Here is a 13,774-nt window from a genome sequence, read left to right as displayed (position 1 = left end):
TCGATTTATCTTCTGCCTATTCGGCCGGCACCGTCCGGTAGCCGTTCCACACGAAGCGGGCGGTCGTCACCGCGTCATCGCCGTCGCCCGTGATGAGCTGGTGGATCGCGATCCCGTCCAGCTCCCGGTACTCGCACCACTCGTGGTCCGACGTGAGCACCAGATCCAGCCCCAGATCCACCAGCAGGTCGAACACCTGCCCCCGGTTCGTCCTGTCCACCCCCACGAACACCTCGTCGAGCAGGATGAACCGCGGGCACCCCGGATCGGTCTGGTAGTGCGCGGCCACGGCGGCGAACAGCGGCAGGTGCAGCGCGATCGCCTTCTCCCCGCCCGACAGCGCCCCGTGCAGCTTCCTCGTCAGGTCCTGCCAGCCCTGCCCGTCGCCCCGGTCGAGCCTGACCGTGAACCGGTGCCAGGAGGTGTAGTCGAGCACCTTCATGAGCTGGTCCTCCCAGCTCGCCGAGGAGTTGCCGGCCCGCGCCTCCTCCACCCGGTCCCTGAAGAACGCGTACAGCGCCTCCCTGTCGGACTCTGTGAGCCCGGCAGGGTCGCGCAGCAGCAGGTCACGGGCGGCGCGGGTGCCGGGCGACTGCGTGGGATCGACCTGCCACACCAGCCGCACCGCGACCCGGGAGGCGGTGCGGACGCGTTCGAGGCGCTGGTTCATGCCCTCCACCAGGGCCGCCGCCTGCCTGATGCGGTCGGCCAGGTGCCGCCGCGTGTCGCCGGCCAGCGTCCGATCGAACAGGTCCCGCTCGGCCTCCGTGATGTCCGAGCGCCGCTCGTCGCGCTCCTTGCGCAGCGCCTGCCCGAGCGCCGCCGCCCCCGCCCGCACGCCGTCGACGGTGGCGGTGAGCACCTGGACGTCCTCCTCCGGCGCCAGCTCCAGGTCGGCCCGCCCGGCCAGCACCTCCCTGGCGTGGTGGAAGGCGTCCTGCAGCCGCGCCTCCGCCTCCTTGACGCTCTTGGGCTCGTACGGGACGGAGGCGAGCTGCCCGGCCGTGTCCTTCGCCGCCTCCAGCACGGCCCGCACCCCCGCCTCGGGGGCCAGCTCCACGCCCACCTCCGCGTCCACCGGCAGGTGCCCGGCCGCCAGCCGCCGGAACCGGTCGGACACCTCGTCGCGCGCCCGCACCGCCTCGGCGTGCCTGTCCTGCGCGGTGCCCAGCTCGCCGCGCAGCCGGCCGAGCCGGGCGTTGAGCCGCGCCAGGTCGTCGTTGACGGACTTGATGAGGCGGCGGCACGCCCGGTAGGCGTGCTGGGAGCGCTGGAGCTGGTCGAGGACGCGCTGCTGCTCGGCGCCGACCGTCGACTCGACCGCGGCCAGCCGCTCCGCCAGCACGACGGCGGCGGACGCGGCCTCCTCGGCGCGTTCGACGGCCTCGATGGCCAGGTGCTCGTACTCGGCGGCGGTCTCGGCGGCCAGGCCCGCGCGCTCCCTGGCGGCGCGGGCCTCGGCGCGGCGGTCGTGCCAGACGGTGCCGGCCGTCTCGGCGGTGCGCAGCGCCTCCTCCAGGTTGGCGAGCGCGGGCAGCGCGGTGGGCAGGCCGTGGCGGCCGGCCAGCTCGGTGAGGTGACGCAGCGACCCGGTCACCTCCTGCTCCCGCTCGTGCAGCCGCCCCTCATAGCCTCTGAGCCGGTCCTCCAGCAGCGCGACCCGCATCACGGCGGCGTCGAGCGCCCCGGCCGCCTCGGCGTACGGCCTGCCGTCGGGCCTGCGCCGCAGCTCGGCGGAGAGCGTGTCGCGCTCGCCGTCCACCACGGCGAGCAGGTGGTCGCACTCGGCGATCCGCCCGGCCAGCTCGCCCAGCCGGTCGTCCAGCTCCGCCACCCGGCGGCGGCGGGCGCGCTCGCGGGCCGTGGCGCCGATGTACGACGGCTCCGGCTTGACCCACCGGCCCGCCGCCGGGCCCAGCCGCCACGTGCCGTCGGCGCCGATGACCGCCGGATGGTCCACGCCGGTCGCGGTCGGCGCGAACGCGATGCCGGCCAGCACGGTGTCGGCCGTGACCGGGGAGTCGGCCTCGGTGAACAACACGTGCGCCAGGCTGTAACCGGGCGCGGGCCTCGACAGCGCCGCCATCGCGAACGCGTCGTGCTCCCCCGGATCGCACCCGCCGTCGGGCCGCAGCCACAGGTCCAGCAGCCCGGACGCCTCCAGCGCCGCCTCCACCCCGGCCTGCGCCACCGGGTCGAGCCCGGACCTGAACGCGACGGCCCGCCACAACGGCGTGCCGAGACGCCCCTGCCTGGCGGCGGTGCCGCGGGTGTGCGGGGCGGGCGGCTCCGGCACGGTCCGGTCGTCGAGGCTCTCCCGCTGCCCGGCCAGCTCCGACCGCTCGGCCGCCAGCCGCTCCCGCAGGGCCGCCAGATGCTGCTCCCGGGCGGCCAGCTCCACGGCGGCCATCGTCCGGGCCGTGCCGATCAGCTCGCCGGTCCGCTCGAAGTCGTCGGCCAGGCCCGCGAGCACGGTGGGGTCGAGCTGGAGCTGGGTGCAGCCCGCCGCCCAGTCGGCCAGGGCGGCGGCCAGGTCGCGGGCCCGGTCGTCGCGTTGTCGTTCTGCGTGGTCGTGGGTCTCGTGGGCTGTGGCCAGGTCGGTTCTGGCCTGGTCGCGGTCGTGTTCGGCGGTGGTGCGGCGGGTGATCGCCTCGGTGTGGCGGGTGGCGGCCGTTCTGACCTGTCTGATCTGGGTGGCTCGGCTGGTGACTGCCGCTCTCAGTAGGTCTCGTGCCCGGCGGACGGATGCTTCGCTGTCCTGGGCGGCATCGGCACGTTCTGCCTCCGTGCGCTCCGCACCGTCACGCCCCGCACCCTCACGCCCCGCACCCTCACGCCCCGCGCCATCGCGTGTCACGCCGTCGCGCGCAGTGCCGTCGCGCGCAGTGCCGGCGCGCGCAGTGCCGGCGCGCGCAGTGCCGGCGCGCAATGCACCGGCTTCGGCGGCTCCAGCCTCATGCGTGCCGAGCCCGGCGACGGCGGGTCCCCGGTCGGTGCCCGCTCGTTCCGTCTCCTCGTGCACGGTGAGCAGCCCGGCGCGTTCGGCCGCGTGGCGGGCGTCGGCGCGGGCGCGTTCGGCGAGCGCCGCCGCCGTGCGGGCGCCGGCGGCGGCGAGGGCCGCCTGCTCCTGCTTGGCCGTCACCGCCCGAGCCGCCCGCCCCGCCTGGTCGCGCATGCGCGCCGCCACCTCGTGCGCCCCCTCGGCCTCCGTACGGAGCCGGTGCAGCTCACCGCCCGCCTGGTAGGCCGCGCTCTCCTTCAGCCCGTCGATCCGCGCCGCCAGGGCCAGCTCCTGCGCCTCCTCCTCCCCCAGCCGCGCGGCCGTCGCGTCGAGCTCCCGCTCGGCCTCCTTGAGCGCCTCCCGCTTACCCTTGACCTCGGCGGCCAGCGACTCCAGCGCCTGCCCCGCCCGCACCACCCCCGCGGCGGCGGCACGCAGCACCCGCCGGGCGTAACTCCGCTGGCGCCCGGCGAGCCGGTCGGCCTCCTCCACGTCGCGGTCGAGCAGCCGCAGCTCCTCCCGCTGCCGGTCGAGCCGCTCGAACCCCTCCGCGATCTCATGGATCTCGCCCTCCCCGAGGGGTGGCAACGCGCTCGACAGCAGCTCCGACAGCAGCCCTGGATCGAGGCGTTCGGACAGCTTGGGGGTGCGGAGCTGGCGCAGCGCGGTGAGCAGCGAGTCGTAGCGCTGCTCGTTGAGCTCCCGGTAGAGCGTCCGGCGCACGACGGTGCGGTAGGACTCGGCCGACTCGTGCACCGTGCCTGACCTGCCGAGCTCGTCCACGAGCTGCGCCCTGGTCAGCGGCTGCCCGCCCTCGCCGGTGAGCCGGATGCCGTCGGGCGTGTCCACACGCGCCTCGGTGGTGAAGTAGGCGGCGGTGACGTTCTTGGTGTGGACGGTGGCCTGCAGCCGGGCGCCGCAGGTGAACCACCGGCCGTCGGAGTGCCGGAACTCCAGCCACACATACCCGACCCGGGTGGTGCCGGAGGCGCCGTCGCCCATCAGGTTCCAGTGCATGGTGCGCTCGGTGCCGCCGAACGTGGACAGCCTGCTCGGCTTGAGGCTGGCGTCCAGCACGTACGGGAACAGCAGCTCCAGCACCTTGGACTTGCCGCTGCCGTTGGGCCCGCGCAGCAGCAGCCTGCCCCGGTGGAACTCGAACACCTCGTCGTAGTAGCGCCACACGTTCACGATCCCCGCGCGTACGGGGGTCCAGCGGGCGTCCACCCCCTGCACGGCGCGCGGCACGGCCAGCTCGGTGACAGTCACGAATCCTCCTGTACGACGCGCTCGACCCGATACCGGGCCGCGGCGGGCAGGGCGGCGACCTGATCGCCACCACGACGGGCCAGCCCGAACTGCGTGAGCACCTCCAGCGCGTCGGCGGCCAGCCGCGGGCCGCCGCCGTCGGACTGGTAGGCCTTGGCCCACTGCGGGAACTGCCGCAGCAGCCTGGCGGCCTCGGCGTCGAGCCGCCCGGCGGTGACGGGGCCGGCGGTGACGAGCAGGTCGAGCATGAGCAGGGCGGCCACCTTGGCGTGGCTGCCGTCGTCGGGGAACCTGGTGTCGGTGGCGATGGCGTCCGGATCGACGAGCAGCAGCCCCTCGGCCCGCTCCTCCAGCACGAACCCGGCCTCCTCCGCCGCGCGGCGCAGCAACCGGCGGCCGGCCGGTGAGGCTGCGTAGGCGGATTGGGCGGGGGTGAGCTCGTCACCGTAGACGACGGGCTCGTCGAGCAGGCGGCGGATGAGGGAGTGGCGGGCCCACAGGGTGCGCTGGGTGTCGGTCGGGTCGTCCCCGCCGTACCTGGCCTCCACGGTCAGCTCCTCCAGCACGCCCCCACCGCCGCCGCCCGCACCGATCATGTCCGCGGCGATCCTGGACGGCGGCACCGGCGCGGCCAGCAGCCGGATCACCCGGGTCGTGTCCACCCGGTACAACACCTTGGCGTCCTCATCCCCCAGGTATGCCTCGGTGGCCCCGTCCATCGCCGCGAGCGCGCCGTACTGCTCCAGCAGCTTGAGCGCGTCCACGAAGGCGGCCCGCTCATCGTTCCTGACCGGATCGAACGCGGGCACGTCCGGCTCGACGGCGGCCGCCTGAGCCACCCGCTGCGCCAGCATCCCGATCGTGGTCACCGGCGCGGCGAGCAGCTCGGCCGCGCACAGGCACAGCAGCGTGTAACGACGGCGGTCGAACGGCGCCCGGGTGGCGCGCGGGCGCCGTGCGGGCCGCGTCGCCGGGCGCGGACCGGGCGGGCCCACCTTGACCAGACGCGCATACCCCTGGCGCGGCTCCACGATCAGCCGCCAGCCGCAGAAGTAGTCGAACCACTGGATCAGCGGCCCCCGCCGCTTCCTGATCAGGTCGAAGGCGGCGGGGTCGTCGTGCGCGGAGACGAGAGGACGGCCGAGCAACGTCCGGATAGCGCGGGCGATCTCCTCCTTCTCGGCTCTGACGAGCTGGTTGGCCAGGCCCCTCATGCGTTCACCACCCGCTCACTCAGCCCGGTCTCGCCGAGGGTCCGCACGTCGATCAGGTAGTCGGGCCCGCGGAACCACCCCTCGGGCGTACGCAGCACGGCCACCGCACCGTCCTCCGGCGTCCGCAGCACGATCTCCACCCGCCCGTCCGAGGTGACGGCCCGCCGGAACCCGGTCGAGTCGGGCCGCTCGGCCAGCGCCCGGCCGAGCAGGTCGAGCAGCCGCCCGAACGTCTCATGGTCGAGCTTGCCGAGCTGCGACAGCCGCATCGCCCCCGTCGTCGCCAGCGCCGACCAGGCGGCCTCCAGCTCGGCCCGCTCCTTCTCGGCGCGCTCCCTGCGCCCGGCCTTCAGTGCGGCCACGTCCCGCACCTTGCCCGTGCGCCCCATCCGCTCCGTACGCCCGCGCGAACGCAGCAGCGCCGACACCTCGACCGGCTCGGCCTCCGCCCACGGCACCCCGGACGGGATGAGCTCGGCGTCGGCGTGCCCGAGATGCGCGTGCCTGGCCGAGCCCAGCCCGAACGCCGCGTCCCACAACCGGTGCGCGTCGTCCTCACCGGGCGCGGTGGCGAACCAGCGGGCCAGCGTACGGAAGTCGGCGGCGGCGCTGGACGAGCGGCGGCGCGAGTCGGTGATCCGGCCGAGCACCTGCAACAACGAGACGATGGCGCGCCGGGCCACGTCGTGCAGCCGGCGCACCCTCGGCATGCTGCCGTCCGCGGGCGCGAACCACGCCCGCAGGTCCTCCCATTGGGCCGTGCGCGCCGCGAGCCAGGGCGCGGCGTGGTCGGTGCCCGGCACTGCGGGGAGGCCGGCGCCGTCCAGGGCACGAGCATGCAGCAACTCGGCGCCGTTGCCCGCGCCGTTGCCCGCGCCGTTGCCCGCGCCGTTGCCCGCGCCGTTGCCCGCACCGTTGCCCGTGTGGCCCTCCACCGCCTCCAGCGCTGCGGCGATCGTCTCGCCGCGCTGCTCCAGGTTCGTCACGAACTCCTGCAGGTAGGCCACCGTCGCGGCCTTGACCTCATGGAACGTCGCCAGATCCGCCCCCTCGACCCGCAGCAGCCGCTGCAGCTCGCCGTTGAACCGCCTGGTGTTGGTGCGCAACGCGTCGAGATGCCCCTCCAGCTCCTGCAGCCCGGCGAAGATCCGCCGGTTCCGGCCGGGGTCCGGGTCGCGCAGCAGCCCGTCCAGCTCGCCCAGCCGGTCGGCGATCGCGTCCAGCACCGCCGTTTGCAACGCTCCAAAAGAGGACAGCGCCGCCATCGCGTGCCGCACCCCGGCATACGCCGCCTCACCTCGCCTGGTCAGCGCGTACTGCAGGTTCCTGCGCTCGTACTCCTCGGCGGTGGCGAAGCTCCCCGCGTGATTGAAGATCACGTCGAGCAGCCCCCACCCCGTGAGCTGCCTGAGCGTCCCGGACAGGTCCTGCTCGGAGACCGGCGCGTACCATCCCACCGAGCGCAGCCGCTCGCGCACCTCGTCCACCGTCAGCGCCGTCTCCAGCCGCTCGTCGGCCTCGCCGAACGCGTAGAGGACCGCGGTGTGCAGGTCCGCCCGCTCGGTGCTGGTGAACCGGAACATCTCCGGCGGCATCCGTGGCGGCTCCGCCATCGCCCCGCTCTCCCCTCGCCGCACGATTACCCCACGCACGTCACCGTAGCGGGAGACACCGACGGCACGACCGCTGTTTGCGAGCAGATCACAGGGGTACGGCGCTGGCATTGGAACTCGGGCGTCTGTTGGGGGACGGTATGGCGGAGTTCGAGGCGACACGCGGGATGCCGGCGGAGAGCACGGTGGTGTTCGGAGTGGCGTCCGATGTGGATCTCATGGACCGGTGGCTGCCGCAGGGCCTGTCCGTCCATGACAGCGGGCCCGGCACGATCGAGGCGGACGGGTCGCTGGTGCCGGGGAACGGGAAACACGAAGGCTTGTTCCGCGCGTCCGAGGAGCAGCTCCGGGTGGAGTGGGGCGGGCGGGATCATCCCGATTATTCGGGCTGGCTGCAGGTGTCCGACTCGGCCGCTGGCACCAGCGAGGTGACTGTGCACATCAGCCTGCTGGATGAGGCCGAGTCCGGGGCCCGGGCCGAGGAGGTGCGGGAGCTGCTGGATCGGTCGTTGGATCAGCTGGCGGATGAGGTGCAGCGGCGGGTGTCCGACGCTGGTTGAGGGGCGCTGTGGCGGTGTCCGGGGCCGATCCTCCATGACCCGGTCCACGTCCGGGAGAGCGCGAGAGGGCTGGAAGCCCTCTCGCCCCGGGTTCGCGGCGCAGCCGCGGGCCCGATGAACACAGCCCGAGCCGAAGGCGAGGACCGCTCGGGGCGGGCTCCCAACGGCCAACCCGGTAACCGGGCAACGGGTGGGTGCGCTTGGGAAGGACGCCCGAGCGACCAGCGAGGACCGCTCGGGGCGGGCTCCCAACGGCCAACCCGGTAACCGGGCAACGGGTGGGAAGTCAGGCGTCTTCGCGGTCCGGGTTCTCCAGCCGGAAGAAGTTGCTCTGGTTCCCGTCCTTGCGATGCTCCTGGTAAATGAAGTTCAGCCCCCGCTCATCGAACGTCCTGAACCAGTCGTCCCAGGAGATCTCCTCAAGGTCACCCCCGCCGTACCCGGGAAAGTCGAAGCGCAGCACCCCCGCCCTCCCGTCGTGTTCCGTACCAGGCACCTTCGCGGGGCGGGCCTCGCGTTCTTCGGCCCATTGGCGGATGACGTCGTGGTCGGTGGTGATGAGGCTGCGGCCGGCGCGTTCTTCGTGCTCCTCCGGCGAGGTGATGTGCTGCTCGTACGGATGGTCGCCGCGCACCGGGCGATTCTGCTGCGACATGGGCTCTGACTCCCCTTGGTTGGACGTGCAGTTCACTTCTCCACGTCGCTTACCCCCTGGTGAAACGCTTCTCGCAGTGGATCTGTTCCGATTTGCATCTGGGGCGGCCGAGCGTCTATAAAGAACGGCGCAAGTATTGCCAACGAATGTGCTCTTATGCGACGTCTTAGCAAAATCCTTGCGCCTGTCCTCGCAGGTTCCATGGCGGTCACCGGTCTTACCGGCGCTGCCGCGGCCACCGCGCCGGTCGGGCTCGATTCCTACTACGGTCAGCCTCTGGCCTGGGCCGCGTGCGGCAACGGGTACGAGTGCGGGAAATTGTCGGTGCCCCTGGACTACGCGCGACCCAGCGGCAAGCAGATCAAGCTCAGCATGGTCCGGCTCCCGGCGACCGGGAAGAAGGTCGGCTCGATCGTGCTCAATTTCGGCGGCCCCGGCGGGTCCGGCGTGGATACGCTCAAGGCGAGCAGGGATGCCGTTTCCGCGGACATCCGGGAGCGGTTCGACGTCGTCAGTTTCGATCCGCGCGGCGTCGGCGGTTCTGCGCCGGTGCGCTGTTTCGACACGCTGGATCTGGACGCGTATTTCGCGATCGATCCGACGCCCGACACCAAGGTCGAGGTCAAGAAAGCAGAAAACTGGGACAAAGTTTTCGCAAACTATTGTGCCAAGAATTCGGGCACAGAACTGCTCGCCCACGTGGGCACGGTGGATTCCGCGCGCGACATGGACGTGATGCGCGCCGCGCTGGGTGAGGCCCGGCTGACCTACCTCGGTTTCTCCTACGGCACCTACCTGGGCTCGGTCTACGCGGACCTGTTCCCGAAGCGGATCCGCGCGATGGTGCTCGACGGCGCCGAGGACCCCTCGGAGAACGCCCAGGACCTCGCGGCCGACCAGGACCGCGCCTTCGAGGTGGCGACGGAGTCGTTCATGAAGGACTGCTTCGAGCGCGCCGGCTGCCCGTTCCGCGAGCACACCATCGAAGGCGCGCAGGAGCAGCTCGACGAGCTGTACACGCGGGCCGACAAGTCGCCGTTGCGCAACGAGTACGACGGCAGGCAGGTCACCGAGGCCGTCGTGAGCGCCGCCGTCGACTACTCCATGTACGATCCCCGCAGCTGGCCCCGGCTGCGCAAGGCGCTGGCGGAGGCGTACGACGGCGACGGCACGGAGCTGCTGCTGCTGGCCGACGAGAGCAACGGGCGCCGCCCCGACGGCCGCTACGACAACAGCTTCGAGGCCCTCATGGCCATCAACTGCGTCGACCACCCCGAGAACCCGTGCCCGCACTGGCCGGTCAAGGGGACGCGGTACCCGAAGAAGGTGCAGGCCAAGGGCTCGCCGCCGATCGTGGTGGTGGGCACCACGCGGGACCCGGCGACGCCGTACAAGCTGGCGCAGTCGCTGGCCGGGCAGCTCGCGCACGGCGTGCTGCTGACGAACGACGCCGACGGGCACACCGGCTACCGCCGCGGGTCGGCCTGCCTGGACCGCAAGGTGGACCAGTACCTGATCACGGCCAAGGCCCCGCAGGCGGGCACCTGCCGCGATCCCCACCCCGAGGCCTGACGGCCCAGGGCCTTTCACCAGCCCCGCACCTCGCCGAGGTGTGGGGCTGGTGACGTTCGGGTCAACCCCGGCCGCGCCTGCGTGGTGAGCGTGGCGGCACCGGGAGAGATTGGGCGGACGTAGCCGGAAATTCCCACCGGCTGGGAGACCGCCCGAGGAGCCCATGGAGTCGCTGCTGCTGCTGCACGCGGTCGTGGCTGCCTGCGCTCCCTGGCTCGCCGCCCGCCTGGGCCGCTCCTGCTTCGCCGTGCTGGCCGTCCCTCCGGCCGCGGCGTTCTGCTACACCGGCTGGCTGGCGACGCGCCCGCTGCCCGTGCGGGAGAGCACCCCGTGGGCGCTGGGCATGGAGCTGTCCTTCCGCGTGGACCCCCTGGCCGTCCTCATGATGGCGCTGGTCACCGGCGTCGGCGTGCTCGTGCTCTGCTACAGCGCCCGCTACCTGCCCGCGGGCGACGACGGGCTCGGCCGCTACGGCGGCGCGATGGTGGCCTTCGCCGGCTCGATGCTGGGCCTGGTCACCGCCGACGACCTGCTGCTGCTGTACGTCTTCTGGGAGCTGACCACCGTCTTCTCCTACCTGCTCATCGGGTACGACCCCGAGAGCCGCATGAGCCGGCAGGCCGCGATGAAGGCGCTCACGGTCACCACGTTCGGCGGCCTGGCGATGCTGGCCGGGTTCGTGCTGCTGGGGCAGGCGGCGGGCACGTACCAGCTGTCGCAGCTCCGCCCCCAGGACGTGGCCCCGGCCACGGTGGTGCTGGTGCTGGCGGGAGCGCTGTCGAAGTCGGCCGTCTTCCCGTTCAGCACGTGGCTGCCCGCCGCGATGGCCGCCCCCACGCCCGTGTCGGCGTACCTGCACGCGGCGGCCATGGTGAAGGCCGGAGTGTACCTGCTGGCCCGGCTGGGCCCGGCGCTCGGCGAGCTGGCCCTGTGGCGGGCGGTCGCGGTGCCGCTGGGCGTGCTGACGATGCTGCTGGGCGGCTGGCGGGCGCTGCGGGAGAACGATCTGAAGCGGCTGCTGGCCTACGGCACGGTCGGGCAGCTCGGGTTCCTGGTGGTGCTGTTCGGCTCGGGCACGGAGGGGGCGGCGCTGGCCGGGGTGGGCATGCTGCTGGCGCACGCGCTGTTCAAGGCGGCGCTGTTCCTGGTGGTGGGGATCGTCGACCACGCGGCGGGCACCCGGGACCTGCGGGAGCTGAGCGGGCTGTGGCGGGCGATGCCGTGGGTGTGCGGGGTGGCGGTGCTGGCGGGGGCGTCGATGGCGGGGCTGCCGCCGCTGGTGGGGTTCGCCGGCAAGGAGGCGGCGCTGGAGGCGCTGCTGGACGCGCCGGTGGCGCTGGCGGGGGTGGTGGCGGGCTCGGCGCTGACGACCGCCTACACGTTGCGGTTCCTCTGGGGCGCCTTCGCGCGCAAGGGTGAGCGGGAGCGCGAGGCGGGGCCGGTGCATCCGGTCCCGGCGGCCATGTTCGGGCCCGCCGCGCTGCTGTCCGTCCTGGGCCTGGCGCTGGCGCCGCTGGCCCCCTGGTACGAGGCCGCCATGGCCCCCTACACCGGGACGTTTCGCGACCCGGGCCACCATTCCCACCTGGCGGTCTGGAGCGGCCTGTCGTTCCCGCTGCTGCTGTCGGCGGCGGCACTGGCGGCCGGGGTGCTGCTGTTCCTGGCCAGGGAGCCGGTGGCGCGGGCGGGGGTGGCGCTGCACCTGGTGGACTCCGGCCAGGTCTTCTGGACGCTGGTCCGGCGCCTGGACCGGTTCGCCATCCAGGCGACCGGTTTCATCCAGCGCGGCTCCGTGCCCGATTACCTCATGCTGACACTCCTCGCGACGGTCGGAGTGGGGCTGTTCTCCATCGTCTACGGGGGCGAGCCTCACCTGGACGTGCCGGTCGTCGCCTGGCAGCGGCCCGAGCAGCCGGCGATCGTCGTGCTGCTCGCGGCCGCGGCGATCCTGGCGCTGTTCTCCCGCGCGTACGTGCTCCTCGCCCTGGTGGTCGGCCTGACCGGGTACGGCACGGCGCTGCTGTTCCTGGTGCACGGCTCCCCCGACCTGGCGTTGACCCAGTTCCTGGCCGAGACGCTGAGCCTGGTCGTGTTCGCGCTGGTGCTGCGGCGGCTGCCGATCCAGCCGGAGAAGGGGCGGCTGGCGTTCCCGTTCCGGCTGGGGCTGGGGCTGGCGGTGGGGGTGGTGGCCGCGGGAGCGGGCATGCTGGCGATGGCGGCGCGCGGCACCGAGCCGGTCGGCGCGCTCATGCGCGGGGCGACGCTGGAGGCGGGCGCCCGCAACATGGTCAGCGCCATCATCCTCGACATCCGCGCCTGGGACACGCTGGGCGAGAGCGCCGTGCTCATCGTGCTGACGCTGGGCGTGACCAGCCTGGTGTTCCTGCGGCGCAGGTCGTACGCCATCGAGCGGGACCGCAGCGGGCAGCGGCCGGAGGAGCGCACGCACTGGCTGGCGGCCACGCTGCCGAAGGGGCAGCGGGCGCTGGCGTTCGAGGTGGCGGCGCGGCTGACGTTCCACACGGTGCTGGCGTTGTCGGTGTTCCTGCTGTTCATCGGGCACAGCGGGGTCGGGGGTGGGTTCGCGGGCGGCATCGTGGCCGGGCTGGCGATCACGGTGCGGTTCCTGGCAGGCGGCAGGAACGAGCTGGCCACGGCCGTGCCGGTGCACGCGGGCGTGCTGATGGGCGTGGGGCTGACGCTGTCGGCGGGCACGGCGCTGGCCGGGCTGTTGTTCGGACGGGCGGCGCTGGACATGCTGGCCACGGACGTGAGCGTGCCGCTGGTGGGGCACGTGCACCTGTCCACGGGGCTGCTGTTCGATCTGGGCGTGTACGTGTCGGTGATCGGCATGGTGCAGGACGTGCTGCGGGCGCTGGGCGCCGAGCTGGACCGCCAGATCGACGCGGACGACGGCAGGCAGGGGAGCACCGCGTGAACAGTGTCCCGGTGCTGCCGTTCGCCGCCTGCTGCGTGCTGATCGCCTGCGGGGTGACGCTGCTGCTCGAACGGAGCCTGGTACGCGTGTTGTGCGGCGTCATCATGCTGGGCAACGGGGTGAACCTGCTGATCGTCACCGCCGGCGGCGACAGCGGCGGCCCGCCCTTCGTGGACGGCCCCGGCGCGGCCGACCCGCTGCCGCAGGCGATGGTGCTCACCGCGATCGTGATCACCCTGGGGGTGACCGCGTTCCTGCTGGCGCTGGTGCACCGCTCGTGGCAGCTCACGGGCAGCGACGAGGTCCAGGACGACACCGAGGACCGCCGGGTGCGGCTGCGCTCGCGGCGCGGCGAGCTGGGCGACGCCGTACGGGCCCGGCGTGACGCCTACCGGCGGCTGGTCATCGAGCAGCGGGCCGAGCTGGCCAGGCTGGAGGCCGAGCAGGCCGAGCGGGAGCGGCTGGAGGAGGCGGACCTGGAGCGGCGCATCTCGCGCGTGCACGACGAGCTGAGCCAGTGGATGCGCGAGCTGCGTTACGAGGGCCTGTCGGAGGAGACGCTGCAGGAACGCCTGGAGGAGGCGGGGCTGCGGGAGGACCCCGGCGCCATGTCGAACCTGGAGCGGATCGAGCAGCTGCGCGAGGAGCACGAGCTGGGGCGGGCGCGGCAGGCGGCCAGGGAGAAGGAGCTGCGCAGGAAGCTCAAGGCCCGGCAGCGGGAGGCGCGCAAGCAGATGCGCACGGCCATCAGGGAGGAGCGGGAGCGGCAGGCCCTCGCGCAGGACCCGGAGCTGGAGGGCGACGACGCATGACCGGCCCGACGCCCATGGGCAGCCCCGCATGACGGGCCCGACGCCGGAGAGACCCGCATGACGAGCCCCGAGGCGGGAGAGACTCGCATGACGAGCCCCGAGGCGGGAGAGGCCCGTATGACGGGCCCGAGGCGGGAGAG

At 73.2% G+C, this 13,774-nt stretch carries 8 protein-coding genes; 4 read left to right on the top strand and 4 right to left on the bottom strand.

Features of this window, described 5'->3' with window-relative positions; all coding sequences use genetic code 11:
- Positions 1–16: 16 nt before the first annotated feature.
- From LCN96_RS21350 to LCN96_RS21340, 3 genes are read right to left on the bottom strand one after another with little or no spacing between them, the layout of a single operon-like run.
- Entirely contained in the window at positions 17–4,270 is a 4,254-nt protein-coding gene (locus LCN96_RS21350; protein WP_225274629.1) for a TIGR02680 family protein, read from the bottom strand.
- Positions 4,267–5,484: a TIGR02678 family protein gene (locus LCN96_RS21345; RefSeq protein WP_225274628.1), complete on the bottom strand. Its 1,218-nt coding sequence runs from the start codon at positions 5,482–5,484 to the stop codon at positions 4,267–4,269. Before LCN96_RS21345 ends, LCN96_RS21350 begins: the two co-directional genes overlap by 4 nt.
- Positions 5,481–7,121, bottom strand: coding sequence for a TIGR02677 family protein (locus LCN96_RS21340; protein WP_225274627.1), 1,641 nt, complete (start codon positions 7,119–7,121; stop codon positions 5,481–5,483). The genes LCN96_RS21345 and LCN96_RS21340 overlap by 4 nt, the downstream gene beginning before the upstream one ends.
- 116 nt (positions 7,122–7,237) lie before the next feature.
- Here LCN96_RS21340 and LCN96_RS21335 point away from each other — a divergent pair, with 116 nt between their 5' ends.
- Positions 7,238–7,657, top strand: a complete 420-nt coding sequence (locus tag LCN96_RS21335; RefSeq protein WP_225274626.1) for an SRPBCC family protein — start codon at positions 7,238–7,240, stop codon at positions 7,655–7,657.
- A gap of 286 nt (positions 7,658–7,943) precedes the next feature.
- Here the strand turns inward: LCN96_RS21335 and LCN96_RS21330 are convergent, their stop codons facing one another.
- Entirely contained in the window at positions 7,944–8,312 is a 369-nt protein-coding gene (locus LCN96_RS21330; RefSeq protein ID WP_225274625.1) for a hypothetical protein, read from the bottom strand.
- Positions 8,313–8,513: 201 nt separating this feature from the next.
- Between LCN96_RS21330 and LCN96_RS21325 the strand changes: the two genes are divergently transcribed.
- The 3 genes from LCN96_RS21325 to LCN96_RS21315 all read left to right on the top strand — a co-directional run bounded on the left by LCN96_RS21325 (position 8,514) and on the right by LCN96_RS21315 (position 13,634).
- Positions 8,514–9,884, top strand: coding sequence for an alpha/beta hydrolase (locus LCN96_RS21325; protein ID WP_225274624.1), 1,371 nt, complete (start codon positions 8,514–8,516; stop codon positions 9,882–9,884).
- Positions 9,885–10,047: 163 nt separating this feature from the next.
- Complete coding sequence (locus tag LCN96_RS21320) at positions 10,048–12,822, top strand: Na+/H+ antiporter subunit A (protein WP_225274623.1); 2,775 nt, start codon at positions 10,048–10,050, stop codon at positions 12,820–12,822.
- On the top strand, positions 12,819–13,634 hold the full coding sequence (locus LCN96_RS21315) for a Na(+)/H(+) antiporter subunit C (protein ID WP_225274622.1): 816 nt from the start codon (positions 12,819–12,821) through the stop codon (positions 13,632–13,634). Before LCN96_RS21320 ends, LCN96_RS21315 begins: the two co-directional genes overlap by 4 nt.
- The last annotated feature ends 140 nt before the right edge of the window (positions 13,635–13,774 follow it).

The sequence above is a fragment of the Nonomuraea gerenzanensis genome (genome assembly GCF_020215645.1).
GTDB classification, from domain to species: domain Bacteria; phylum Actinomycetota; class Actinomycetes; order Streptosporangiales; family Streptosporangiaceae; genus Nonomuraea; species Nonomuraea gerenzanensis.
This window is presented reverse-complemented; position numbering and strand designations above follow the sequence as displayed.

What these genes read in the sequence shown, in the direction of transcription:
- LCN96_RS21345 (WP_225274628.1), bottom strand. Translation starts at nt 5,484, where the DNA reads ATGAGGGGCCTGGCCAACCAGCTCGTCAGAGCCGAGAAGGAGGAGATC.
- LCN96_RS21335 (WP_225274626.1), top strand. Translation starts at nt 7,238, where the DNA reads ATGGCGGAGTTCGAGGCGACACGCGGGATGCCGGCGGAGAGCACGGTG.
- LCN96_RS21330 (WP_225274625.1), bottom strand. Translation starts at nt 8,312, where the DNA reads ATGTCGCAGCAGAATCGCCCGGTGCGCGGCGACCATCCGTACGAGCAG.
- LCN96_RS21325 (WP_225274624.1), top strand. Translation starts at nt 8,514, where the DNA reads ATGGCGGTCACCGGTCTTACCGGCGCTGCCGCGGCCACCGCGCCGGTC.
- LCN96_RS21320 (WP_225274623.1), top strand. Translation starts at nt 10,048, where the DNA reads ATGGAGTCGCTGCTGCTGCTGCACGCGGTCGTGGCTGCCTGCGCTCCC.